This is a genomic window from Aeromonas sp. (genome assembly GCF_051657805.1).
In the GTDB taxonomy this organism is placed as follows: Bacteria; Pseudomonadota; Gammaproteobacteria; order Enterobacterales; family Aeromonadaceae; genus Aeromonas.
Window position 1 is genome coordinate 173,724 of the sequence record NZ_JBOFLJ010000019.1, and the last position, 22,759, is coordinate 196,482.

21 protein-coding genes and 5 tRNA genes are annotated in these 22,759 nt (G+C 62.0%); 18 read left to right on the forward strand and 8 right to left on the reverse strand.

Going from position 1 to position 22,759, the window contains the following annotated elements:
* The first annotated feature begins 86 nt into the window (after window positions 1–86).
* From mutY to mltC, 3 genes are all read left to right on the forward strand, one after another.
* Window positions 87–1,148, forward strand: a complete 1,062-nt coding sequence (mutY, locus tag ACRCYW_RS06440) for an A/G-specific adenine glycosylase (protein ID WP_438549309.1) — start codon at window positions 87–89, stop codon at window positions 1,146–1,148.
* Window positions 1,149–1,169: 21 nt separating this feature from the next.
* Window positions 1,170–1,442, forward strand: a complete 273-nt coding sequence (locus ACRCYW_RS06445; RefSeq protein ID WP_139433930.1) for an oxidative damage protection protein — start codon at window positions 1,170–1,172, stop codon at window positions 1,440–1,442.
* A 114-nt stretch (window positions 1,443–1,556) separates the two neighbouring features.
* Complete coding sequence (gene mltC / locus ACRCYW_RS06450; RefSeq protein WP_438549310.1) at window positions 1,557–2,657, forward strand: membrane-bound lytic murein transglycosylase MltC; 1,101 nt, start codon at window positions 1,557–1,559, stop codon at window positions 2,655–2,657.
* 59 nt (window positions 2,658–2,716) lie between these two features.
* Here the strand turns inward: mltC and ACRCYW_RS06455 are convergent, their stop codons facing one another.
* Complete coding sequence (locus ACRCYW_RS06455) at window positions 2,717–3,097, reverse strand: YgiW/YdeI family stress tolerance OB fold protein (RefSeq protein WP_438549311.1); 381 nt, start codon at window positions 3,095–3,097, stop codon at window positions 2,717–2,719.
* 239 nt (window positions 3,098–3,336) lie between these two features.
* Between ACRCYW_RS06455 and ACRCYW_RS06460 the strand changes: the two genes are divergently transcribed.
* Entirely contained in the window at window positions 3,337–4,344 is a 1,008-nt protein-coding gene (locus tag ACRCYW_RS06460; RefSeq protein WP_438549312.1) for an SGNH/GDSL hydrolase family protein, read from the forward strand.
* Between the two features lie 294 nt (window positions 4,345–4,638).
* Entirely contained in the window at window positions 4,639–5,670 is a 1,032-nt protein-coding gene (ompA, locus tag ACRCYW_RS06465; protein WP_438549313.1) for a porin OmpA, read from the forward strand.
* Window positions 5,671–5,734: 64 nt separating this feature from the next.
* On the opposite strand, the gene ACRCYW_RS06470 is transcribed toward ompA, so the two are convergent.
* Genes ACRCYW_RS06470 through ACRCYW_RS06480 form a run of 3 tightly spaced genes read right to left on the reverse strand, consistent with a single transcriptional unit; the run spans window position 5,735 to window position 9,187 of the window.
* Window positions 5,735–6,304, reverse strand: coding sequence for a PqiC family protein (locus ACRCYW_RS06470; RefSeq protein WP_438549314.1), 570 nt, complete (start codon window positions 6,302–6,304; stop codon window positions 5,735–5,737).
* Window positions 6,304–7,950 (reverse strand): intermembrane transport protein PqiB, encoded by a 1,647-nt coding sequence (gene pqiB, locus ACRCYW_RS06475; RefSeq protein WP_438549315.1) that lies wholly within the window; start codon window positions 7,948–7,950, stop codon window positions 6,304–6,306. Before pqiB ends, ACRCYW_RS06470 begins: the two co-directional genes overlap by 1 nt.
* The gene (locus ACRCYW_RS06480) at window positions 7,943–9,187 is read right to left on the reverse strand and encodes a PqiA/YebS family transporter subunit (RefSeq protein WP_438549316.1); all 1,245 of its coding nucleotides are present in this window, start codon (window positions 9,185–9,187) and stop codon (window positions 7,943–7,945) included. Before ACRCYW_RS06480 ends, pqiB begins: the two co-directional genes overlap by 8 nt.
* Before the next feature lie 204 nt (window positions 9,188–9,391).
* Between ACRCYW_RS06480 and hfq the strand changes: the two genes are divergently transcribed.
* On the forward strand, window positions 9,392–9,751 hold the full coding sequence (gene hfq, locus ACRCYW_RS06485; RefSeq protein ID WP_434665469.1) for an RNA chaperone Hfq: 360 nt from the start codon (window positions 9,392–9,394) through the stop codon (window positions 9,749–9,751).
* A gap of 134 nt (window positions 9,752–9,885) precedes the next feature.
* On the opposite strand, the gene ACRCYW_RS06490 is transcribed toward hfq, so the two are convergent.
* The 3 genes from ACRCYW_RS06490 to dapA form a co-directional block, all read right to left on the reverse strand.
* The gene (locus ACRCYW_RS06490) at window positions 9,886–10,476 is read right to left on the reverse strand and encodes an HAD family hydrolase (RefSeq protein WP_438549317.1); all 591 of its coding nucleotides are present in this window, start codon (window positions 10,474–10,476) and stop codon (window positions 9,886–9,888) included.
* 135 nt (window positions 10,477–10,611) lie between these two features.
* A complete protein-coding gene (locus ACRCYW_RS06495) occupies window positions 10,612–12,276 on the reverse strand; it encodes a diguanylate cyclase domain-containing protein (RefSeq protein ID WP_438549318.1) in 1,665 nt (554 codons plus the stop codon).
* 94 nt (window positions 12,277–12,370) lie between these two features.
* Window positions 12,371–13,243: a 4-hydroxy-tetrahydrodipicolinate synthase gene (dapA, locus tag ACRCYW_RS06500; RefSeq protein WP_438549319.1), complete on the reverse strand. Its 873-nt coding sequence runs from the start codon at window positions 13,241–13,243 to the stop codon at window positions 12,371–12,373.
* Between the two features lie 275 nt (window positions 13,244–13,518).
* On the opposite strand from dapA, the gene rsmC reads away from it, so the two are divergent.
* The 9 genes from rsmC (at window position 13,519) to ACRCYW_RS06545 (ending at window position 18,476) form a co-directional block, all read left to right on the forward strand.
* Window positions 13,519–14,547 carry a 16S rRNA (guanine(1207)-N(2))-methyltransferase RsmC gene (gene rsmC / locus ACRCYW_RS06505; protein ID WP_438549320.1) on the forward strand — a complete coding sequence of 343 codons (1,029 nt, stop codon included), beginning with the start codon at window positions 13,519–13,521 and terminating at the stop codon, window positions 14,545–14,547.
* Window positions 14,548–14,685: 138 nt separating this feature from the next.
* Window positions 14,686–15,903, forward strand: a complete 1,218-nt coding sequence (glgC, locus tag ACRCYW_RS06510) for a glucose-1-phosphate adenylyltransferase (RefSeq protein WP_438549321.1) — start codon at window positions 14,686–14,688, stop codon at window positions 15,901–15,903.
* A complete protein-coding gene (glgA, locus tag ACRCYW_RS06515) occupies window positions 15,893–17,359 on the forward strand; it encodes a glycogen synthase GlgA (protein WP_438549322.1) in 1,467 nt (488 codons plus the stop codon). Before glgC ends, glgA begins: the two co-directional genes overlap by 11 nt.
* 110 nt (window positions 17,360–17,469) lie before the next feature.
* A tRNA-Leu gene (locus tag ACRCYW_RS06520) sits at window positions 17,470–17,555 on the forward strand.
* 51 nt (window positions 17,556–17,606) lie between these two features.
* Window positions 17,607–17,692 (forward strand) — tRNA-Leu (locus ACRCYW_RS06525).
* A 45-nt stretch (window positions 17,693–17,737) separates the two neighbouring features.
* Window positions 17,738–17,823, forward strand: a tRNA-Leu gene (locus ACRCYW_RS06530).
* 45 nt (window positions 17,824–17,868) lie between these two features.
* A tRNA-Leu gene (locus ACRCYW_RS06535) sits at window positions 17,869–17,954 on the forward strand.
* A 70-nt stretch (window positions 17,955–18,024) separates the two neighbouring features.
* A tRNA-Leu gene (locus ACRCYW_RS06540) sits at window positions 18,025–18,110 on the forward strand.
* Between the two features lie 99 nt (window positions 18,111–18,209).
* Window positions 18,210–18,476, forward strand: coding sequence for a late competence development ComFB family protein (locus tag ACRCYW_RS06545; protein WP_438549323.1), 267 nt, complete (start codon window positions 18,210–18,212; stop codon window positions 18,474–18,476).
* A 3-nt stretch (window positions 18,477–18,479) separates the two neighbouring features.
* Here ACRCYW_RS06545 and ACRCYW_RS06550 read toward each other — a convergent pair whose 3' ends face one another.
* Window positions 18,480–18,689, reverse strand: a complete 210-nt coding sequence (locus ACRCYW_RS06550) for a hypothetical protein (RefSeq protein ID WP_438549324.1) — start codon at window positions 18,687–18,689, stop codon at window positions 18,480–18,482.
* A 301-nt stretch (window positions 18,690–18,990) separates the two neighbouring features.
* On the opposite strand from ACRCYW_RS06550, the gene nhaC reads away from it, so the two are divergent.
* From nhaC to ACRCYW_RS06565, 3 genes are all read left to right on the forward strand, one after another.
* Window positions 18,991–20,400 (forward strand): Na+/H+ antiporter NhaC, encoded by a 1,410-nt coding sequence (gene nhaC / locus ACRCYW_RS06555; RefSeq protein WP_438549325.1) that lies wholly within the window; start codon window positions 18,991–18,993, stop codon window positions 20,398–20,400.
* Between the two features lie 96 nt (window positions 20,401–20,496).
* Window positions 20,497–21,420, forward strand: a complete 924-nt coding sequence (locus ACRCYW_RS06560) for a LysR family transcriptional regulator (protein WP_438549326.1) — start codon at window positions 20,497–20,499, stop codon at window positions 21,418–21,420.
* Window positions 21,421–21,596: 176 nt separating this feature from the next.
* Window positions 21,597–22,742: an ABC transporter substrate-binding protein gene (locus ACRCYW_RS06565; RefSeq protein ID WP_438549327.1), complete on the forward strand. Its 1,146-nt coding sequence runs from the start codon at window positions 21,597–21,599 to the stop codon at window positions 22,740–22,742.
* The last annotated feature ends 17 nt before the right edge of the window (window positions 22,743–22,759 follow it).

The window sequence follows — 22,759 nt, forward strand, 5'->3', positions numbered from 1 at the left end:
CGAGCAGTCCCCCGAGGGGCACACCTTCAGGCATCCAACGCAGGCACATCCAGATTTCATTATTAGATCAATAACATGAGCATATCGTGAGCAACCCAGACAACACCTCATTCGCCACCCGGATCCTGGACTGGTACCAGATCCATGGCCGCAAGACCCTGCCCTGGCAGCAGGACAAGACTCCCTACCGGGTCTGGATCTCCGAGATCATGCTGCAACAGACCCAGGTCGCCACCGTCATCCCCTACTACGAACGGTTCATGGCGCGCTTCCCCGACGTGCTGGCCCTGGCCGACGCCCCCATCGACGAGGTGCTGCACCACTGGACCGGGCTCGGCTACTACGCCCGCGCCCGCAACCTGCACAAGGCGGCCCAGCAGATCCGTGATCTGCACGGCGGCCTGTTCCCGGAACAGCTGGAAGAGGTGATGGCCCTGCCCGGCATAGGTCGCTCCACCGCCGGTGCCGTGCTCTCCCTCTCCCTGGGTCAGCCCCACGCCATCCTGGACGGCAACGTAAAGCGGGTCCTCACGCGCTGGCTGGCGCTGCCGGGCTGGCCCGGGCTGAAGCCGGTGGAGAACAGCCTCTGGGAGCTGGCGACCCGCCTCACCCCCAGAGTCGGCGTCGCCCAGTACAACCAAGCCATGATGGACATGGGGGCCACCGTCTGCACCCGCAGCAAGCCCGCCTGTGCCCGCTGCCCGGTCCAGGCTGATTGCCAGGGGCTGTCGCAAGGCAATCCCACCGCCTACCCCAACAGCAAGCCCAAGCAGAGCATCCCCGCCCGGACCGGCATCATGCTGATCATCCGCCACGGGGATCAGCTGCTGCTGGAGAAGCGCCCCCCTCAGGGGATCTGGGGCGGGCTCTACTGCTTCCCCCAGGTCGAGGCGCGCGCCGAGATAGAAGACCGTCTGCAGGCGCTGGGACTGCACGGCTCCGACTACCGGGAACTGACTGGTTTTCGCCACACCTTCAGTCACTTCCACCTGGATATCCAGCCCCTGCTGATCGAACTGACTGCCCCGCCGCCCCCGCTGCTCATGGAAGCGGATTCCCGACTCTGGTATAACTTACGCCATCCTGCCGAGGTGGGGTTGGCGGCCGCCACGGCCCGCCTGCTCGCCTACCCGGACTTACAATCCTGAGTTGCAACCACAGAGGTCAACATGAGCCGTACCGTATTCTGCCAGCGTCTGAAGAAAGAGGCGCCGGGTCTCGATTTCCAACTCTACCCCGGCGAGCTCGGCAAGCGGATCTTCGACAACATCAGCAAGGAAGCCTGGACCGAATGGCAGAAAAAGCAGGTGATGCTGATCAACGAGAAGAAGCTGAACATGATGAACCTCGAGCATCGCCAGCTGCTGGAGAAGGAGATGGTGAGCTACCTGTTTGAGGCGGGTGAAGTGGCCATCGACGGCTACACCCCTCCCAGCCAGTAACAATTAGCCCTGAGCAAGGGGTCGCCTTCCAACATCAGGTCGTCGACGGCCACCTCCCTCCTTGCTCAGGGGTTTTGAATGACGGGCGGCCCCGCCACCCAGCTTGAGGATTTTATGGGTCGACTTTTTTGGCTGCTGTGCGCCGTGCTGTTTCTCTCTGCCTGCTCCTCTTCCCCCGCCCCCCGCGAAGAAGACGAGGATCTGGTCAACGGCAAGGATGTGCGCGGCTTCGAACACATGATCAGTGCCCTCTCCCACAACGTGAACGAGATCTGGGGGCGAGAGGCGTTATTTGCGGGCAAGTTTGACTATGTCAAATACACGGATCAGTACAAGAGCCGGGCCCACATCGACTTCTCCAGCGGTCACATCATGGTGGAAACCGTGTCGGGGATCGATCCCCGCTCCCACCTACGCCGCGCCATCATCGAAACCCTGATGACACCGGACGATCCGGCGGAAGTGGATCTTTACTCCGACCGGGAGATCATGCCCGGCGGCGAGCCCTTCCTCTATGGCCAGGTGCTGGACAACCAGGGGCAGCCGATCCGCTCCAGCTGGCGCGCCGAGCGTTACGCGGACTACCTGCTCAACACCGCCATGAAGAAGCGCACCCTCGGCATTCGCAACATCTTCTTCATCGACATCCCCATGGTGGCGAATCACGAGGACAAGCGCGGCTACAAGTACGCCAGCATCATCCGCGACGCCTCCCGCAAGTACGGGGTCGCCGAGAGCCTGATCTACGCGGTGATCAAGACGGAGAGCAGCTTCAACCCCTATGCGGTCAGCCACGCCAACGCCTATGGCCTGATGCAGGTGATCCCGGCCACCGCAGGGCGGGACGTCTATGTGCGGGTCAAGGGCAAGAACGGCCAGCCGACCCGGGAGGATCTGTTCAACCCCGCCTACAACATCGACGTCGGGACCGCCTACCTGCACCTGCTGCAGACCGTCTATCTGGCGGATATCCAGGACCCCCAGTCCAGGCGCTATGCGGTGATCTCCGCCTACAACGGCGGGGCGGGCGGGGTGCTCAACACCTTCTCCAGCGATCGCAAGGCGGCCCCCGGCATGATCAACCGCCTCTCCCCCGAGGCCGTCTACCAGGTGCTGACCGAGCAGCACCCCAAGGCGGAGGCGCGCCGCTACCTCTACAAGGTCAATCAGGCCGAGAAGGGGTTCAAGCGCAGCGTGCCCAGCCGGGCCGGCTGACAACAGAAACAGGAAGGGCGCTCATGGAGCGCCCTTCTCATTGGACCGGCATTCGCCGCTTACTTGGTGATGAAGCCACCCTTGCTCGGCGCCTCGGCACCCACTTTCTCCAGGCGATCCACCTCGACCTCGGTCTTGTTCCAGCTGTGGTCCACCTCGCCGCGGATGCGGATCAGATCGTTCGGGCCCACTTCGACGCCACGCCACACATCCCCGTCCACTTCCACTTCCACCTCGCCACTGGCGTCACTGAACAGGTAGTTCTCGCCACCCAGGTGCTTGGTCAGCTTGCCCTCCAGGGTCACCCAGTTATCGTCACGCTGATCCTTCAACTGGGAAACCGTGATGACGTTCTGCTCCTGCGGGCCTGTGTAGGCTGCCATGGCGAAAGAGGATACGGACATCAGGGCCACCAGGCCGATTACGCTTGCTTTGTTCATCTCATGCTCCTGTCGTTGCGGTATGAGGCTATCTTGCCCCCCCGACCGTGAAACAAACGTGAAGCTTCACCCATCTGGGGGAGCCCTGTGTGACCGAAATCGATTTAATTATACCCCGTAGATGCGAAATTAAATTCGGCCCCCTACCCTGCAGTGTGGCAAATGGGTCCCCAGCTCATTTCACCACCGAGGAACAGCCCGCAGGCAAGGCCTGCTTTCAATTCTATGAGAACGACGACATGAAAAAATGGTTTCTGTGTTTATTGGGACTCTGCGCACTGACGGCACAGGCCGCCGAGCCGCGTCCCGCCTTCTCCCGCATCGTCATGTTCGGTGACAGCCTCTCCGATACCGGCAAGATGTACGGCAAGATGCGCGGTTACCTCCCCTCCAGCCCGCCCTATTATCAGGGCCGTTTCTCCAACGGCCCGGTCTGGCTGGAGCAGCTGACCCAGCAGTTCCCGGGCCTGAAGATCGCCAACGAGGCCGAAGGGGGCGCCACCGCCGTGGCCTACAACAAGATCTCCTGGAACCCCAAGTACCAGGTCATCAACAACCTGGACTACGAGATCACCCAGTTCCTGGAGAAGGACAGCTTCAAACCGGACGACCTGGTGATCCTCTGGGTCGGTGCCAACGACTACCTGGCCTATGGCTGGAACACGGAGCAGGATGCCAAGCGGGTGCGTGACGTCATCAGCGACTCGGCGAACCGCATGGTGCTCAACGGCGCCAAGCAGATACTGCTGTTCAACCTGCCGGATCTCGGCCAGAACCCCTCGGCGCGTAGCCAGAAGGTGGTGGAGGCCGCCAGCCATGTCTCGGCCTATCACAACGAGCTGCTGCTGAACCTGGCCCGCCAGCTGGCCCCCACCGGCCTGGTGAAACTGTTCGAGATCGACAAGCAGTTCGCCGAGATGCTGCGTGAGCCGCAGAACTTCGGCCTGAGCGACACCGAGCATGCCTGCTATGGCGGCGGCTATGTGTGGAAGCCCTTCGCCTCCCGCAGCGCCGGCACCGACAGCCAGCTCGCGGCCTTCAGCGAGCCGGAGCGCCTCGCCATCGCCGGCAACCCCTTGCTGGCCCAGGCCGTCGCCTCCCCCATGGCGCGCCGCAGCGCGGGTGAGCTGAACTGCGAGGGCAAGATGTTCTGGGATCAGGTGCACCCCACGACCGTCGTGCACGCCGCCCTGAGCGAGCGGGCCGGCGCCTTCATCGAGCAGCAGTACGAGTTCATCCCGCAATAAGCCATGCCCCCATGCAGAAGGCCGACATCTCGTCGGCCTTTTTTGTTGCCCCCCCTTGAATGTAAAACGAACAACCCATATGACACCCGTCACAAATCGGAGCCATACTAGCCCTCTTGCCCGGACAACTCCCCTATGATGGGCATAGTTATCACAATATGTTTTATATCAGTTGCTTGTGGTTCAAAAAAAACGGGCTACGTTTAAACATGTTGTGGCCGGCCACTGGCCCAACCCATACGGAGAGGCGATGCGGATTCGACCTCCCGACAAACAAAATTGCAGAGGCTTCACATGAAAAAAACACTGATTACCTTGCTGGTTTCAGGCTTGCTTGCGGCCAACGCTCAGGCAGCCGGACAAGACAATACCTGGTATGGCGGTGCCAAATTGGGTTGGTCCAACTTCTACGGTGTCGACGAGAGCAACACCATCTCCGCAACCGACGAAGACAATGACGAAGTCGGTGCCGGTCTCTTCGGGGGCTATCAGATCAACCAGAACCTGGGGATCGAGCTAGGTTACGACTATCTCGGCAAATACAAGTACAGCGGCACCCGCAACGGCGCGGCCTTCAACGACTCCGTCGAGGCGCAACTGGCTCAGCTGACCCTGAAGCTCGGCTTCCCGGTCACCGAGAGCCTGGATCTCTACGGCCGCGTCGGTGGTGGCTATGGCTGGAGCAGCAGCGACGAGCTGGACAACGACAGCCGCGGCGTCTTCGTCGGTGCCCTCGGTGCCGAATATGCCCTCAACCTGGACTGGGCCGCCCGCCTCGAATACCAGTACAGCACCCCCTACGGCAGCCGAGATGACACCGGCCTGCGCATGGACAACGGCCTGCTCTCGCTCGCCGCCGTCTACCGCTTCGGTCAGGTCGCCCCGGCCCTGCCGGTCGCCGCCCCGGCCCCGGCTCCCGAGCCCGTGGTGGTGGACAAGCAGTTCACCCTGAGTTCGGACGTGCTGTTTGACTTCAACAAGGCCACCCTCAAGCCGGAAGCCGGCCAGGCGCTGGATACCCTCTACAACCAGATTGAGGAAGCCAGACCCAAGGATGGTTCCGCCACCGTCATCGGCTACACCGACCGCATCGGCTCCGACGCCTACAACCAGAAGCTCTCCGAGCTGCGTGCGCAGACCGTGGCCAACTACCTGATTGGCAAGGGCCTGCCTGCCGGCAAGGTGAACGTGGAAGGCCATGGCAAGAGCAACCCGGTCACCGGCGAGAGCTGCACCAGCAAGTCCAAGCGTGAGCTGATCGTCTGCCTGGCCCCGGATCGCCGGGTCGAGGTCAAGGTGCAAGGGGTCTCCGAGGTACAGCAATAACCGCGTCTGCTCCACCCTGCAAAACAAAACGGGAGGCCAAGGCCTCCCGTTTTTCATGCCAGTCTCAACTGGCCTTGCGCACCTCTGCCGCTATCTGATCCAGCAGCAGCTGCCAGCCCTGTCCCAGCTCGTCCACCAGGGTGCCATAGCCATCGGCGGGCAAGACCCGCACCTGCTGGAAGGGCACGTCCCTCAGCACGACGCCCTCCTCGGTCAGCAAGCGCCAGCGGCCGCTCAGCAGGGCGCGACCATCGTGGCGCCCCTGGAAGCGCTCCACCGAGATGCTCAACACAGGCCCCTTGCGGGCCCCGTCCTGACGCACCACCCAACCCGGCAGGCGGCTGGAGAGGCCATCCAGGGTCAGCTGATTCAACTGAGCATCCAGGGAGCCTGCCCAGCGATGGTACTCGGCGAAGTGCAGCTCATTGCCCTCCAGCTGATAGACCAGGCTGACCCTGTCCAGCTGCCCGGACAGGGCGATGGGTCTCAGCACCAGCTGGTGCTGGGGCTGGGTCGCCATCAGGGGGGCCGGCTGGCTGTCCGCATCGAGGGAGTAGTAGTGCAGGCTGGCAGGAGCCGAACTGCAACCCGCCAGCAGGCCCAGCAAGGCCAGCGTCATCATCCGTTTTTTCATCATTTTCCTCGCTTGGGCTCGGGATCCTTGGGACGGGAGCGGTCGAAGATCAGCGAACTCGGCTGCTCGTTCAATGAATGCACCAGGGGCTGCAACTCGCTCATCAGCTGATTGAGGGATTGCACAGACTGCCGCAGCTCCTGATTGGTCTGGGAGCCGGCATCATAGGTCTGCAGCGTCTCCTGCAACTGCTTGAGGCTCTCGTTCAGCGAGGCTGGCAACTGCTGGGTCGATGGCTGGCCGGTGAACTGCTCCAGATTGGCGCTCACGGCACTGACGTGCTTGAGGGTCTTGTCCAGGGTCGCCAGGGTGCTGTTGACCTGGGTCAAGGTGGTGGCCATGTCCATGTCGACGAACTTGTCGAGGATGAGGTTCACCTTGCGCTCGATCTGATCCAGCCCGGCCTGGGCGGTCGGGAACACCTGATAGCCGGCCACCTTGAGCGGCTGGTAGGCGGGCACGTCCGGGTAGAAGTTGAGATCCACCACCTTGCCGCCGGTCAGCAGGCTGGCGGTCTTCAGGCTGGCCCTCAGGCCCTCCTTGAACTGTTTGTTGAACAGGGCGCGCCACTGCTCCTTCTCCGCATTGGCGTAGCGGTGGGAGAGGCGCTGCACCTCGATGCGCGCCAGCACCGGGATCTGGCGGCTCTTGAACAGCTGAACCCCCTTGTCATCGATGAGGTAGGGGGCCGAGATGACGGTGCCGACCCGAATGCCGCGGTATTGCACCGCCGCGCCAGGGTGCAGGCCGCCCACGTCGTTCTCGAACAGGAAGACGTAGTCGATGAACTGATCCAGGCTACCGGCCAGCACGCTCGCCTCGTCCTTGAACAGCACGAACTCGTCGTTCTGCTTGACCGGCTCACCCGGCAGCCAGCCGGGCGGCAGTCCCATAGTGATGCCACCGTTGACCAGGCTCTCCAGGGAATCCATCTTGACCTTCATCCCCTCGCTGCTCATGGAAACCTCGAAGCCCGGGGTCAGCCAGAAGCGGGAGTTGCCGCTCACCAGGATGTCATAGGGGGCGTTGATGAAGAGCTGGTACTGCATCTCGCTCTTCTCGGGCAGGAACTTAGCCTCCTCCACCTGACCTATGGTGAAGCCCTGATAGTTGATGGGTGACCCCACCCCCAGGGCATTGGCGTCACGGCTGGTGAGGGAGAGCCGCAGCCCCTTGGCATCGAGCGACGCCAGGGGCGGCCTGTCCAGCATGGCGTAGGTGTTGCGCGCCTTGCCCTTCTTGCCGGGGGAGAGCTCGATGTAGGCGCCGGAGAGCAGGGTGCCGAGGCCTGAGACCCCTTCCCGGCCTATCCTGGGCTTGACCACCCAGAACTGGCTGTCCTTCTTGAGCATGCCGGCGGCAGCATTGGTCAGGCGCGCCTTCAGCACCGCATGGCTGTAGTCATCGCTGAGCTCCACCGCCTCGATGCGACCCACCTCCACCTCGCGGGAGCGGATCATTGTCTTGCCCGCCACTATGCCCTCGGCGGTGGCCACGGTCAGAGTGAAGCTGGGGCCTTGTGAATACCAGTGCTGGAACAGCATCCAGGCTCCGATGAACAGCGCCAGCATGGGCACCATCCAGATAGCGGCGGCCGAGCTCAGAAAATCCGAGCCGGGTTTCCACCTTGTCTTACGCTCACTCACGTTCGCGCTCTCCTTGTTGTAAATCCCAGATCAATCGGGAATCGAAACTCATGGCGGCCACCATGGTGATCAGGACGACCCCCGCGAAGGCGACGGCCGCGGGGCCCGGGTAGATGGTCATCAGATTATCGAGTCGGATGAGACCTGCCAATATGGCCACCACGAAGACGTCGATCATCGACCAGCGCCCCACAAATTCGGTCATGCGATAGAGTTTCAGCTTGCGCAGCGGCGAGGCTCCCTGGCCGCGCTGCACCACGTAGCAGAGCCACAGCAGCGCCAGGATCTTCGCCAGGGGGATCACCACGCTGGCAAAGAAGATGACGGCGGCGATGGGATAGGAACCCAGGGCCCACAGCAGCACCACCCCGCCCAGTATGGTCGAGGGGCTGTCATCCCCCAGAAACACCGTATCCATGATGGGATAGAGGTTGGCGGGGATGTAGAGGATCACCGAGGTGATGAGCAGCGCCCAGGTGCGATTCAGCCCCCCGGGCTTGCGCGAATGCAGGTGATCGCCGCAGCGCGGGCAACGGTCGGTGCCGGCCTCGCTCAAGGCGCCGCAGATATGGCAGCCCACCAGCTCGGACTCCATGGCGCCGGCCTCGGGATCCAGCTCCCGTGCCTCTGTGGGGCCAAACAGCCGCTGCCACAACCACATCCGATCCAGGGAGGAGATCATCTTGATGAGCAGCACGGTGTAACCGACGAAGGCCCAGAACGAGAGCCCCATCTTGATCTCCGCCATGCCCATCAGCTTGACCAGGGAGATGAGCACCCCGATGAGGAAGACATCCACCATCAGCCAGGGCTTGATCCGGCACAGCAGGCGACCGAGGGAGCGCAGCGCCCGGCTGTGCATATCCTTGTCGAGGCGCCACAGCACCAGCATGATGGAACCCACGTAGACCAGCGGCAGGCCTATCAGGGTCAGGCTCAGCACGGCGCCGAGGAACAGATAGCCCTGTTCCACCAGGGTGGTGATGCACTGCAGGAAGGTCATCTCCTGCCCCACCCCGTGGGAGGAGAAGGACATGAAGGTGAAGGTGTTGGCGAGCGCGAACATGATGAGGGCCGCGAAACCGTAGGCGATGGGTCTGCGCTCCTGCTGGGGCAGGTGCCGGCTCAGGGTATGACCGCAACGGGGACAGCTGCTCGTCTCCCCCACCGCGAGGGCGGTTGCCGGTACCAGCAGATCGCACTCTTCACAGGCCGTCGCGTCATGGGTATAAGTCATTGGATTTGAAACCGGATGCAAGATAGGATTCCAGCAGAGGCCTGTCATGGCCAGAGCTGTCAATTATCGCAGCCACCGCCCTGAACCACCAGCCCTGTTCTTTGGGTCATTCAGCCCCCATCCGGGAAACGCGAATGGCTTTGACAAGGCAGTGACCATTTAGCACAATCAAACGCCACTTTTTTTTCCGCGGGACAATAATTTATGACAACTGAATCCCCAAGCTACTCCACGATTGAGCAGGCCTTCTCTCTTGGGAACGGGCAAGATTCCGCCCTCAACTGGTTGCGCAAGAATCGTAGTCAGGTCGCCATCTTCCTGGTGAGCGGCATCAAGCTGGAGGGGACCATCAGTGGTTTCGACCAGTACAGCGTGCTGTTGACCGATGCCCATGGCAACCAGCAGCTGGTCTACAAGGCCAAGATCTCCACCATCGCCATGCACTCCGGTCGCCCGGCAGTGAGCATCCAGCGCGCCCGCAAGCCTCGCGTCTCCATGGCGCCGCGCCCCCACGGTGCGCCGAGCCGCTACGATGACAATCAGGGTGGCAACAGCGAGCAATAAGGCTCGCCTCTTCTTGCCCCACACTTCGCCACGTCAATCCTTGGCGCGAGTGACTGTCCACTCTCATGTTTATCGCCTGTCCCGTATGAGAGTGGACGCTTTACCCCGGGTTTAGAGACCCGAATCCTCCCTACTCAGTAGGTCAATCCGACCGGCTCTCCTTCACGCACCATGCACACCTGCATGCCCGCCGCCTGACCGGCCTGGGCCCCTATCCCCGTGTCTTCGAACACCAGGCACTGACCCGGCTCGACCCCGAGGCGACGCGCCACCAGCAGGAAGGTGTCCGGATGGGGTTTGTGCAGCTCGACGTCATCGGCGGTGACCACCACGGGGAAGTAGCGATCCAGCCCGGTGTTGCGCAGCACGGCCTCGGCATTGACGCGGGGTGACCCCGTCCCTATCCCCATGGGGATGATGCCGTGGTAGCGCTCCACCAGCTCCAGCATGGCCGGGAAGGGGGTCGCCTTGTGCAGGTTGGCCACGTAGTGCTCCGTCTTGCAGCGGGTCACCACCAGGGGATCCAGCGCAATCCGCTGCTCCTCGGCCACCAGCAGGGCAATCTTGCGGCTCGGCATGCCCCCTAGCTCATAGAACCAGTCCCCATCGAAGCGGAAGCCAAACTCCCGCGCCGTGTGCTCCCAGGCGGCCAAGTGCAGTGGCATGGAGTCCACCAGGGTGCCGTCGAGGTCGAAAACCAGGCCTTTGAATCCGGATAGGGTCATGATGCGGGATCTATGGTTGGAAAATGGGCTCCCATTCTAGCCAGAGCGCGGGCTTATCGCCACGTGCCGAAGGATGAGAAACGCTTGCGGCCCCATTTATGGTTGCCGGGGGAGAATGCCGGCACGGCGACCGGGTCAGTGAGGGGCGATGACGGGGACCGCATCCACCAGATAGGCCAGGGTGCAGGCCCGTCCCCGGGACTTGGCGTGATAGAGCGCCTGATCCGCCTGCTCGGTGAGGGTCTGCCACCCCTTGTCCGATGAGGGGATGAGATAGCTGAAGCCGATGCTGACCGTGAGGTACGGCTCTACCTGGGAGGCCGGATGGGGGATCTGCAGCCTGCTGAGCCCCTGGTGGATCTGCTCCGCCAGTCGCTCCGCTTCCCCCGGCTGCGGCGCGCACAGCAGGATGACGAACTCCTCCCCCCCGTAACGGGCCACCAGATTGGTGCGCCGCCGCTCCGTCTCCTGCAGCAGGGCCGCGACCCGCTGCAGACACTGGTCGCCCTTGCCATGACCGAAGTGATCGTTGTAGGACTTGAACTCATCCACGTCGATCATCAGCACCGCCAGCACCCCCTGATGGCGGCGGGCCCGCTCCCACTCCCGCTCCATGGTGATGTCCCACTGGCGGCGATTGGCGATCCCGGTCAGGGGATCCTCGAGGGAGAGCAGGGAGAGGCGCCGATTCGCCTCCTCCAGCGCCCGGTTGGTGTCGGCCAGTTGCCGGGTCCGCTCCTGCACCCTCAGCTCCAGCTCCCGGTTGAAGCGCTCCAGCTTGGCCTGGGTTCGCTGTCGGATCAGCAACTGGGAGAGCACGGCGGCGTACTGCTTGAAGATCTCGCTCTGATATGCCTTGAGGGGACGGCGCCAGAGCAGGTTGTCGGCGGCTATCCAGCCGATGGGGGTGGTCCCATCCCACAGGGAGACCATGGCGTTCCAGCCCCGCCCCACCTCCTGCTGCTCGTAATAGAGGGGGGCATCCTCCAGCACCAGCACATAATCCTTGCGCCGCAGCGCCTCCTGCACAGTGGGGTGTTCGGGGATGGGGGTGACGAAGTGGCGCTCATTGGTGAGCTCCCCCGCCTCGTTGGTGCCCCAGGTGCCCTGCATGGTCTTGAGATCGTTGTCGATGAGGAAGATGGCGACGCGATCGAACTGCAGCTCCTCCCTAGCGAGGACCACGGCGTCGTGCAGCAGCCTGTCTTCGTTGTCGCAGCCGGAGAGCTTGACCCCGACCAGGTGCAGGGCCTGCAGCATATTGAGGAAGGCATCCTGCAGGGCCTGGCTGCGAACGAGATCCGCCTGGGTGCTGAGGCGCTGATCCCGCTCCCTGTCCACCTGGCTGGCCAGCCTTCTACCATCCAGCTCCGCTGCCAGATAATGCATCAGCAGTTGAATGCTCTGCTGGTGACGCATGGGCAGACGATCCAGTCGGCGCCTCGTCTCCAGATAGACCACGGCCTCCAGCCCCTGGTGCCGTTTGAGGGGGAAGCTGACCCGCAGGCGCGGGGCCTCGGGCTCGACGTTTTCCCAGAGCCCCCGGGCCTGTGCCACAGGTTCCACCAGCAGCTGGCCGAGCACGAGGGAGCGTTCGATAAAGGAGATGGGGAGGGTCGGCAGGGTGTCGGCAGCCAGGCAGAGCAGGCCCGACTCCGGCCGGTAACAGTAAAGCTGGGGCGCAGGCGCCCGCAGCCATAGATAGATCTGTTCGGCCTCGGTCTTCTCTCTGACCGCGGCCAGGGTCACTTCACAGAGGTGTTCGAAACTGGTGAAGTGCTCCGGATCCCATTCTTGCATGCCCACTCATCCTTGAAATGTATCCAAGCGAGTATATCTACAAAGTCAGCGCCTAACTGACCTGACACTCAAAAGCGCGATCCAGAGCCCATTTTTACAGCAGATCCAGCGCCTGCATGGCGCTGCGGATGCGCTCGCGAGTGGCCTCGGACAGAGGCATCACCGGCAACCTGCACTCCTCGCTGCACAGACCCAGCAGGGAGACCGCGTACTTGGCGCCGGCCGGGCTCGGTTCGGCGAACATGGCCTGATGCAGGGGGATCAGCTTGTCCTGCAGCTCGCGGGCCGCCTGCCAGTCACCGGCCAGGGCCAGATTCTGTACCTCGGCCACCAGCTTGGGGGCCACGTTGGCGGTCACCGAGATGCAACCCTGACCGCCACCTATGTTGTAGGCAACCGCGGTGGCGTCTTCGCCGGAGAGCCAGGCGAACGGCTTCTTGATGAGCTGGCGCTCGATCCAGGGGCGGGCCAGATCGCCGGTGGCATCCTTCACTCCGGCGATACGTGGAAGCTCGGCCAGGCGGGCCAGGGTCGTCGGCTGCACGTCGACGATGGCACGGGGCGGGATGTTGTAGACGATGATGGGCTTGGTGGTGGCGTCATGCACCGCCTTGAAGTGGTGATACAACCCCTCCTGATTCGGGCGGTTGTAGTAACCGGCCACGTGCAGGGTGGCATCGGCCCCGGCCTGCTCGGCATGACGGGTGTATTCGATGGCCTCGACCGGATTGTTGGAGCCGGCGCCGGCGATGACGGGCACGCGACCGGCCACCTGCTTGACCACCAGCTCCACCACCCGGCAGTGCTCGTCGTGGGTCAGGGTCGGGCTCTCCCCCGTGGTACCGACCGGCACTATGCCGTGGGTGCCTTGCTCTATGTGCCACTCCACCAGACGAGCCAGCGCGGCCTCATCCAGCTGGTCCTGCTTGAACGGGGTGATCAGGGCAACTATCGAACCTTGAAACATGGATTTCCTTCTCCTGAATGGGTGGTTTGGTCAATAAAAAGCCCCGGTACGAGGGTCGCTACCGGGGCTTGAATCGTCTCAGGGATGAGAGGTTACGCGCGCACGTCAGCAGGCCCGGGGAACAGGCTGTGTTTATGCTTTCGTTTCGATACGCGCTGGCGCATGGCTCATCTCTGGATATATAAGGTGACTGGCATATTTCGGGAAGGCGGCATAAATGTCAAGGCGAAAGCAGCCATGTATAATGGCCGCCCAAAATTGCGTGGAGAAAACCAATGAGCCGTCCTGTCAGTGCCGTCAGCCAGATGCTGGAACGTAACCAAGCCCTCTTCGTCGGCAAGCGGCTGCTCGTCTGCGGTGCCCTGGAGGATGACTACCCACGCCAGCTGGCCGAACTGACCGATTCCCTGACCGTCTTCACCACCGACTACTGCTACTACCTCGGCCAGCAAGAGGCTCTCGGGGATCGCATCCTGTTCGATCACCAACTCGGCGGCGCCCCCCGCTTCGATGCCCTGCTGCTGCTGATGCCCAAGGCCAAGGCCGAGGCCCAATACCTGCTGGCCATGATGACCCCCTTGCTGGAAGCGGGCGCCGATCTCTTGCTGGCGGGGGAGAACCGGGGGGGGATCAACGGTGCCGACAAGCTGCTGGCAGCCTATGGGGATAAGCCCATCAAGCGGGACTCGGCGCGCCGCTGCTCCCTCTATCACGGTGAGCTAGGCAAGCCGGTCGCCCCGTTCGAGCTGGATGCCTGGTTCAGCCGCTATGAGTGCAAGGCCGGCGACACGGCGCTGAAGGTGATGGCCCTGCCCGGGGTATTCAGCGCCGATGACCTGGATCTCGGCAGCCAGATGCTGCTGGCGAGCCTCCCCCCCATGTCCGGCAGGCTGCTGGACTTCGGCTGCGGTGCCGGCGTCATCGGTGCCATGCTGGCCAAGCGCAACCCCGAGCTGCAAGTGAACATGGTGGACATCAGCGCCCTGGCGCTGGAGTCCAGCCGCCGTACCCTGGCCGCCAACGGCCTGCAGGGTCACGTGCAGGCCTCCGATGTCTACTCCGATATTGATGGAAAATTCCAACATATCGTCTCGAACCCGCCCTTCCACGCCGGGCTCAAAACCTTCTATGCCGCCACCGAAACCTTCCTGGAAAAGGCCCCCGCCTACCTCAGTGCCAACGGCTCCCTGACCATAGTCGCCAACGCCTTCTTGCGATATCTGCCTATACTGGAGGCTCACTTCAGACAGACCGAGGTGATCGGCAGCGATGCCAAATTCAAGGTCTATCTGAGCAAAGTGTAATTAAGTGTAACGGCTGTCATAAAAGCAGTAGAGAGTGCCAGACGGAATCTGTTAAGGTGAAAGAAAACGATTTCCACCCCTTTCGGGGTGTTTTTTCGCAGCAGACTGAAAACCTTTTCATACAGAGAGAGAAATACGATGGCAGGCATTTTGACCATGATTTTGGCAGGGGGAGAAGGGACCCGTCTCCAGCCACTGACCACCACCCGCAGCAAACCCTCGGTGCCCTTTGGCGGCAGTTACCGGCTGATCGACTTCGTCCTCAACAACTTCGTCAACGCCGACTTCCTGCGCATCTATGTGCTCACCCAGTTCAAGTCCCAATCCCTCTACCTGCATATGAAGAAGGGCTGGAACATCGTCGGCATCACAGATCGCTTCATCGACCCCATCCCGGCCCAGATGCGGATGGGCAAGCGCTGGTATGACGGCACCGCGGACGCCATCTACCAGAACCTGCGCTTCATCGAGACCTCGGATCCCGAGCACGTCTGCATCTTCGGCTCGGATCACATCTACAAGATGGACGTGAGCCAGATGGTCTCCTTCCACAAGCAGAAGGCCGCCGCCATGACGGTCGCCGCCCTGCGCATGCCCATCGAGGAGGCTAGCGCCTTCGGGGTGATCGAGGTGGATCAGGAGGGGCGGATGATAGGCTTCGAGGAAAAACCCAAGCATCCCAAACACATCCCCGGGGATCCGACCCAGGCCCTGGTCTCCATGGGCAACTACATCTTCGAGACCGAGACGCTGTACCGCGAGCTGAAGCGGGATGCCGCCGAGGAGAACTCCAGCCACGACTTTGGCAAGGACATCATCCCCAGCCTCTACCCCCGCACCCCCGTCTATGTCTACGACTACAGCAGCAACCGGATCCCGGGGGAGAAACCCAACGTCTACTGGCGCGATGTGGGGACGCTGGACTCCTATTGGCAGGCACACATGGACCTGGTGGCCGACGATGCCCCCTTCTCCCTCTACAACCGCAAGTGGCCGCTGCACACCCACTATCCGCCCCTGCCCCCCGCCACCTTCATCGACACCGACGACTGCAAGGTGAAGATCGCCAACTCCCTGATCTCCGGCGGCTGTTTCATCCAGGGTAGCCAGATCCAGCGCTCCATCCTGGGCTTTAGCTGCAACATAGGCCCCTGCAGTCACATCAGCGAATCCGTGCTGCTGGGGGACGTGAAGATCGGGGAAGGCTGCTCAATTCGGCGCGCGATCATAGATAAAAACGTTGAAATTGCACCCGGCACCGTGATCGGTGAGAATCTGGACCATGACAGAGAGAGGTTTACCGTGTCCGAAGGCGGTATCGTCGTGGTACCTAAGGGAGCAAGAGTTGGTTACTAGCCCGTTGAAAATCCTGTTTGTTGCCTCTGAGGTCGAGGGGTTGGTGAAGACCGGGGGCCTGGCGGACGTGGCCAGAGCCCTGCCACTGAATCTCGCCCGCCAGGGCCACGACGTTCGCATCATCCTGCCCTTCTACCAGACCCTCAAGCGCCGGGACGAGGCGACACTCATCGCCTCCCGCTGGCTGCCCACCCCACCGGATCGGGCCGACATCAGCTATCGCATCTACCAGCTGGAACTGGACGGGGTCTGCGTCTACCTGCTGGATTGCCCGCAGTACTTCGAGCGCCCCCAGCTCTACGCGGAGAACAACCAGGCCTACCCCGACAACGGCGAGCGGTTCGCCTTCTTTGCCGCCGCCACCCTGCACGCCTGTGAACAGCTTGCTTTTGCCCCCGACATCGTCCACTGCAACGACTGGCACACCGGTCTGCTGCCGCTGCTGCTCAAGACCCGCTATGCCGGCAACCCCTTCTTCCAGCACACCCGTTCGGTCATCAGCATCCATAACGCTGCCTTTCAGGGGGTGTTCGATCGCCCGCAGTTCTGGGCCCTACCCGAGATCACCGACTACGAGCGGCGCATCAACTACGACTACGGCCACGTCAACCTGCTCAAATGCGGGGTGCTCTATGCGGACAAGATCAATGCGGTCAGCCCCAACTATGCCAACGAGCTGCTGACTCACCTGGGTGCCCACGGCATGGCCAGCGTGTTCCAGCAGCGGGCCAGCGATCTGTGCGGCATCCTCAACGGCTGCGACTATCAGGACTGGGATCCCGCCTGCGACACCTACCTGCCCGCGACCTATGACGCCGACCACCTCGCCGGCAAGGGTATCTGCAAGCAGACTCTGCAGCAGGAGGCGGGCCTTCCCGCTGCAGATTTGCCGATTTACGGCATGGTATGTCGCCTGACCGAGCAGAAAGGGGTCCATCTGCTGATCCCCACCCTGACCAAGTTCCTGCAGCATCAGGTCCAGCTGGTCATCGTCGGCTCCGGCGACCCGTCCCTCGCCGCCCAGCTGCAGGCCATCGCCCAGCAACACGCCGACAAGTTCGCCTTCATCAACGCCTACGACGATCGGCTGGCCCATCTGGTGGAGGCGGGCGCCGACTTCTTCCTGATGCCCTCCCTGTTCGAGCCCTGCGGCCTCAACCAGATGTACAGCCTGGCCTACGGTACCCTGCCGCTGGTGCGAGCCGTCGGCGGCCTGAAGGATACCGTCGTGGACTGGGACGCTGACCCTGCGCGGGCCACCGGTTTTTGCTTCAACGATCCCACCGCCAGCACCCTGCTCGATGCCATGCGTCGCAGCCTGCTCCACTACCTGCAGGAACCGGAGCGCTTTGCCAAGGTGCAGCGTACGGCCATGCAGACCCGTTTCAACTGGGCAGACTCCGTGACCCAATACGAGCAGATGTATCGGGATGCGCTGGCCAGGGACAAGCGCTGATTGCTGAAGTTTTGTGCCCTTGGCGCGGCTTTATCCGTCAACAGCGAAAAAAGTCCCCTTTGGCTGTTGACGCTCCCCCAAAACTCTATAGAATCCCCCACCGCAGTGATGCGAAGGTGGCGGAATTGGTAGACGCGCTAGCTTCAGGTGTTAGTGTCCCACGGATGTGAGGGTTCGAGTCCCTCTCTTCGCACCATACTGCGACATGCTTCATCGATGGCATGGAAAACAAGATTGATGACAATGTGCGAAGGTGGCGGAATTGGTAGACGCGCTAGCTTCAGGTGTTAGTGTCCCACGGATGTGAGGGTTCGAGTCCCTCTCTTCGCACCATGCTTTTATCAGACAGCATGTAAATCCAGACTGATAACCCGATGTGCGAAGGTGGCGGAATTGGTAGACGCGCTAGCTTCAGGTGTTAGTGCCCCCCGGGTGTGAGGGTTCGAGTCCCTCTCTTCGCACCATGCTTTTGTCAGACAGCATGTAAATCCAGACTGATAACCCGATGTGCGAAGGTGGCGGAATTGGTAGACGCGCTAGCTTCAGGTGTTAGTGCCCCCCGGGTGTGAGGGTTCGAGTCCCTCTCTTCGCACCATGCTTCTGACATGTAAAATCAGAGAATGCGCTCCAACCGCATTTAAAAACCAGCTGGAGAAAATCAGTGTGCGAAGGTGGCGGAATTGGTAGACGCGCTAGCTTCAGGTGTTAGTGTCCCACGGATGTGAGGGTTCGAGTCCCTCTCTTCGCACCATCTATCATGCAAAAGGCCCATCACGAGAGTGATGGGCCTTTTGTTTTTGTGGCTCATGGCTATGCTGTTGATAACACTAGGCCACCACAGGGGCGACCCATGATCCTGGATACCGACATTCACAACTTCTATGAGCATCTGGTGCTCAAGGAGATAGAGAAACAGGGGCTGGGTCAGGCCCTGAGCCCCCAGCAACTGGCGGATCTCTGCTGCCTGACCCTGAACCAGCTTCCCGCCCACTACATTCGCCACAACGTCGACATGATCTACTTCACCACAGAGGTCGAGCGCACCGAGATGGAGCAGAGGGTCATCGCCGCGCTGCGCCAGGCCCATGACAGGATCCTGGCCGTTCCCTCCCGCTAGCGACTAGTGCCAGCTCTGCTGCCAGATCAGGGCCACCACCCCCGTCATGCCCGCCACCGGCAGCAGGATCAACACAGGCCTCAGCCTGGGTTCCAGCATGACCCAGGCCGCCAGCAGGAACCCCAGGCTCCAGATGCCGTATGCCTTGTCCTGACCCCAACCCAATACCGCAAGCCCCCCTGCCAATAGCAGGCAGCGCACTATCCAGATCATGGTGAATTCCCTCTCGCAACGATTGATAATAATTATCATTTGTATTTTATGAGGGTGCAATCGGACTTTCCTATGGGTCTCGTCCATTTGTGTGGCATCGACCAAACACTCAAAAAATGCTTACGAGATCAACTAATGGGCAAGTTTTTCAATCATTAATGCATTTTTGCTAAATAAGTTGGGATTTCGGGCCTTGGGTTTGTGGTAGATTGCGCCCTCTTTTTGGGTTGGCTCCTCGGGATACTCGTATCCACAGGACGAGAGGCTCCAACCTTGGCGAGCAAGAGTTTAGGAAGTATCTATGCAAAACCAACAAAACCACATCCGATTGCCAAGCATGCCGCAGGTGTTTGCCTGCCTGGCGATTTTCCTGGCCCTGGCCTTCTCCTTCACCAGCGTGCTCGATCTGCCAATCCAGTTGGCGCTGTTCATCGCCTGGTTCGTCATCATGGGGCTCGGCATCCGGCTCGGCCATGATTACAAGTCCCTGGAGCAGGCCGCCGTCGACGGCGTCGCCAAGGGGATGGGGGCCATCCTGATACTGGTCTCCGTCGGGGCGCTGGTGGGCACCTGGATTGCCGGCGGCATAGTCCCCAGCATCATCTACTTCGGCCTCAAGGTGATTCACCCGTCCATCTTCCTGCTGGCGACCCTGATCATCTGCTCCCTCACCTCGCTGGCGACCGGCACCTCCTGGGGCTCCGCCGCCACCGCTGGCATCGCCATGATGGGCATAGGCCACAGCCTGGGGGTACCCGCGCCCCTGGTGGCGGGCGCCGTGCTCTCCGGCGTCTACTTCGGTGACAAGCTCTCCCCCCTCTCCGATTCCGTGGTGCTGGCATCCACCATGTCCAACGTCGACGTGGTGGAACACATCAAGGGCATGCTGCCCATCAGCCTGTTCTCCTATGTCATCACGGCCGCCCTGTTCACCGTGGTCGGCATGCAGTACTCCGGCAATGTCAGCCTGGAGCAGGTCAACCTAGTGATGGAGGCCCTCGACAAGCAGTTCAACATCACGCCGCTGGCCATAGTCCCCGTGGTGCTGGTGCTGGGCCTCTTGGCCAACCGCAAGCCAGCCTTCCCGGTGATCAGCTTCGGTGCCCTGCTGGGCCTTGTCTGGGCCATCGCCTTCCAGGGCATGGATCCGGTCAAGGCAATGCACTCGGCCTACAGCCCCTTCCCCATCGTCTCCGGGGTCGACTTCATCGACAACATCCTGGGTCGTGGCGGCATGGAGTCTATGCTGGGGTCCGTCGCCGTCATCATCTTCGGCCTGGGCTTCGGCGGTCTGCTGGAGAAGGTCGGCATCCTGGCGGTCATCGCCAGCGCCTTCGAGAAACGGATCAACGGCGCCGGCAGCCTGACTACTCACACCATAGGCACCGCCTTCCTGGCCAACGTGTTCGGCTCGGCCATGTATGTGTCGCTGATCCTGACCCCCAAGATCATGGCCAAGAACTACGACCGGCTGGGACTGGCGCGCAAGAACCTCTCCCGCAACGCCGAGTTCGGCGGTACCCTCACCTGTGGCATGGTGCCCTGGAGCGACAACGGCATCTTCATGGCCGGGGTGCTGGGGGTCGCGACCCTGGACTACCTGCCCTACATGTGGCTCAGCTTCACCTGCATCATAGTGACCATCACCCTCGCCTATCTGGGCAAGGGGGTGAACCGGCTGCCGGTGATCGAGGCGGCCAGCTCCCGCTAAGCATTCAAAGACAATGACAAAGGCGCCTGCGGGCGCCTTTCGTTTGGACGTCGTTCGCGGTTAAGCTGACTGCTCACCCAGTGGCAGGATGCCCAGATGAACTTCACCTTTCGCCAGATCCGCTATTTCGTCGCCGTGGCCGACAGTTTCTCGGTGAGTCGCGCCGCCGCCGAGCTGCACATCTCCCAGTCTGCGGTCACCAGCGCCATCCGCGAGCTGGAGACCGAACTCGGCGCCGCCCTGTTCGAGCGCAACCCGCGCGGGGTCAGCCTCACCGCCCAGGGCCACCAGTTTTTGCTGCATGCCAGACGCATCCTCGGCGCCATGACGGAGGCGGGCCAGTCCCTCAAGGCGGTGGCCCAGCAGGATCAGGGTCAGCTCACCCTGGGAGTGACTACCCTGGTGGCCGGTTACTACCTGTCGGAAGCCCTCGGCCGTTTTCGCCGCGCCTTCCCGGCGGTGCGCATCGAGGTGAAGGAGGACGAACAGCCCTATCTCGAGCACCAGATCGTCAACGGTGAGGTGGACGTGGGGATCCTGATGACGAACCGCACCATCCGCCAGGAGGCGTTCGATACCGAGCTGCTGACCCGCTCACCGCTGCGGCTCTGGCTCGCCGCCAACCACCCCCTCTGCGCCGAGTCCAGCCTCTCCCTCAAGGCCCTCGCCGAGGAGCCCATGATCTCCCTCACCGCCGATCAGCTGGATCAGATCATCGGCTCCGGCCTGCGCCGCTACGGGGTCGCTCCCCGCATCGTGCTGCGCACCGCCTCGGTGGAGGCGGTGCGCAGCCTGGTGGCCAGCCAGCTTGGGGCCGCCCTGCTGCCGGATTTCGCCTACCGCCCCTGGTCCCTGGAGCAGGAGCGGGTCGAGGCCCGCCCCATCAAGGAACCCATCCCCGCCATCGATATAGGCCTGGTATGGCGCCGTGGCTCGCACCTGAGCTGGACCGCCCGTGAGTTCATCGACATAGTGCGGGATCAGAGCCGGTTGCGGGCCCGTCAACCCGCGTTTCGTTAAGAGGCGCATCTCTGAAATTCAGATTCATCTGCACTCGATATCGATTTTTCAGATACCAAGTCGGTTAAAAATTGAAATTCTCATTACGACGTCCCTCTCCTACGCTCATGGCAGTTAACAGGATGTTAATGCCATGACGATGTCGCCATGGCTCCCGATCATGCAAGGAGCGCAAGATGAAACTGACCCCACTGACCCTGGCCCTGATCCCGGCCCTGCTGGCTGGCCAGACCCAGGCTGCCCCCACCGAGCTCGGCAAGGGTGAAGGCCAACTCAATATCGTGGCCTGGGCCGGCTACGTGGAGCGCGGCGAGACCGACAAAAACTACGACTGGGTGACCGGCTTCGAAAAGGAGACCGGCTGCAAGGTCAGCGTCAAGACGGCGGCCACCTCGGACGAGATGGTGGCCCTGATGAACGAGGGGGGCTTCGATCTGGTGACCGCCTCCGGCGATGCCAGCCTGCGCCTCATCGCAGGCGGCAAGGTGCAGGCCCTGAACCTGGCGCTCATCCCGAGCTACGGCAAGGTTGATCCCCGCCTGCAGAGCGCCCCCTGGCACACGGTGGATGGCAAGCACTACGGCGTGCCCTACCAGTGGGGCGGCAATATCCTGATGTACAACACCAAGACCTTCCCCAAGGCCCCCGACTCCTGGAGTGTGGTGTTCGAGGAGCAGACCCTGCCGGACGGCAAGTCCAACAAGGGGCGAGTACAGGCGTTCGACGGCCCCATCCACATCGCCGATGCGGCCCTCTACCTGATGAGCCACCAGCCTGGGCTCGGCATCAAGGATCCCTACGAGCTGAACGAGGATCAGTACAAGGCCTCCCTCGAGCTGTTGCGCAAGCAGCGCCAGTTGGTGGGGCGCTACTGGCACGACGCCTTCGTCCAGATCGATGACTTCAAGAATGAAGGGGTGGTCGCCTCCGACTCCTGGCCCTTCCAGGCCAACACCCTGATCGCCGACAAGCAGCCCATCGCCACCACTGTGCCCAAGGAGGGGGTCACCGGTTGGGCCGATACCAGCATGGTACACAGCGAGGCCAAGAACCTGACCTGCGCCTACAAGTGGCTGGAGCACTCCCTCAACAACAAGCTGCAGGGGGATCTCGCCTCCTGGTTCGGCTCGGTACCCGTGGTACCCGCCGCCTGTGAGGGCAATACCCTGCTCGGGGCCGATGGATGCAAGACCAACGGCATCGACAACTTCGATCGGGTTCACTTCTGGCGCACGCCGGTTTCCCAGTGCAAGAGCCAGGGTACCTGTGTCCCCTACTACCGCTGGGTCTCGGACTATATCGCCATCCTAGGTGGTCGCTGATCCCCTTCAGGTAAACG

What these genes read in the sequence shown, in the direction of transcription:
- ACRCYW_RS06445 (WP_139433930.1), top strand. Translation starts at nt 1,170, where the DNA reads ATGAGCCGTACCGTATTCTGCCAGCGTCTGAAGAAAGAGGCGCCGGGT.
- mltC (WP_438549310.1), top strand. Translation starts at nt 1,557, where the DNA reads ATGGGTCGACTTTTTTGGCTGCTGTGCGCCGTGCTGTTTCTCTCTGCC.
- ACRCYW_RS06455 (WP_438549311.1), bottom strand. Translation starts at nt 3,097, where the DNA reads ATGAACAAAGCAAGCGTAATCGGCCTGGTGGCCCTGATGTCCGTATCC.
- ACRCYW_RS06460 (WP_438549312.1), top strand. Translation starts at nt 3,337, where the DNA reads ATGAAAAAATGGTTTCTGTGTTTATTGGGACTCTGCGCACTGACGGCA.
- ompA (WP_438549313.1), top strand. Translation starts at nt 4,639, where the DNA reads ATGAAAAAAACACTGATTACCTTGCTGGTTTCAGGCTTGCTTGCGGCC.
- ACRCYW_RS06470 (WP_438549314.1), bottom strand. Translation starts at nt 6,304, where the DNA reads ATGAAAAAACGGATGATGACGCTGGCCTTGCTGGGCCTGCTGGCGGGT.
- ACRCYW_RS06480 (WP_438549316.1), bottom strand. Translation starts at nt 9,187, where the DNA reads ATGACTTATACCCATGACGCGACGGCCTGTGAAGAGTGCGATCTGCTG.
- hfq (WP_434665469.1), top strand. Translation starts at nt 9,392, where the DNA reads ATGACAACTGAATCCCCAAGCTACTCCACGATTGAGCAGGCCTTCTCT.
- ACRCYW_RS06490 (WP_438549317.1), bottom strand. Translation starts at nt 10,476, where the DNA reads ATGACCCTATCCGGATTCAAAGGCCTGGTTTTCGACCTCGACGGCACC.
- ACRCYW_RS06495 (WP_438549318.1), bottom strand. Translation starts at nt 12,276, where the DNA reads ATGCAAGAATGGGATCCGGAGCACTTCACCAGTTTCGAACACCTCTGT.
- dapA (WP_438549319.1), bottom strand. Translation starts at nt 13,243, where the DNA reads ATGTTTCAAGGTTCGATAGTTGCCCTGATCACCCCGTTCAAGCAGGAC.
- rsmC (WP_438549320.1), top strand. Translation starts at nt 13,519, where the DNA reads ATGAGCCGTCCTGTCAGTGCCGTCAGCCAGATGCTGGAACGTAACCAA.
- glgC (WP_438549321.1), top strand. Translation starts at nt 14,686, where the DNA reads ATGGCAGGCATTTTGACCATGATTTTGGCAGGGGGAGAAGGGACCCGT.
- ACRCYW_RS06545 (WP_438549323.1), top strand. Translation starts at nt 18,210, where the DNA reads ATGATCCTGGATACCGACATTCACAACTTCTATGAGCATCTGGTGCTC.
- ACRCYW_RS06550 (WP_438549324.1), bottom strand. Translation starts at nt 18,689, where the DNA reads ATGATCTGGATAGTGCGCTGCCTGCTATTGGCAGGGGGGCTTGCGGTA.
- nhaC (WP_438549325.1), top strand. Translation starts at nt 18,991, where the DNA reads ATGCAAAACCAACAAAACCACATCCGATTGCCAAGCATGCCGCAGGTG.
- ACRCYW_RS06560 (WP_438549326.1), top strand. Translation starts at nt 20,497, where the DNA reads ATGAACTTCACCTTTCGCCAGATCCGCTATTTCGTCGCCGTGGCCGAC.
- ACRCYW_RS06565 (WP_438549327.1), top strand. Translation starts at nt 21,597, where the DNA reads ATGAAACTGACCCCACTGACCCTGGCCCTGATCCCGGCCCTGCTGGCT.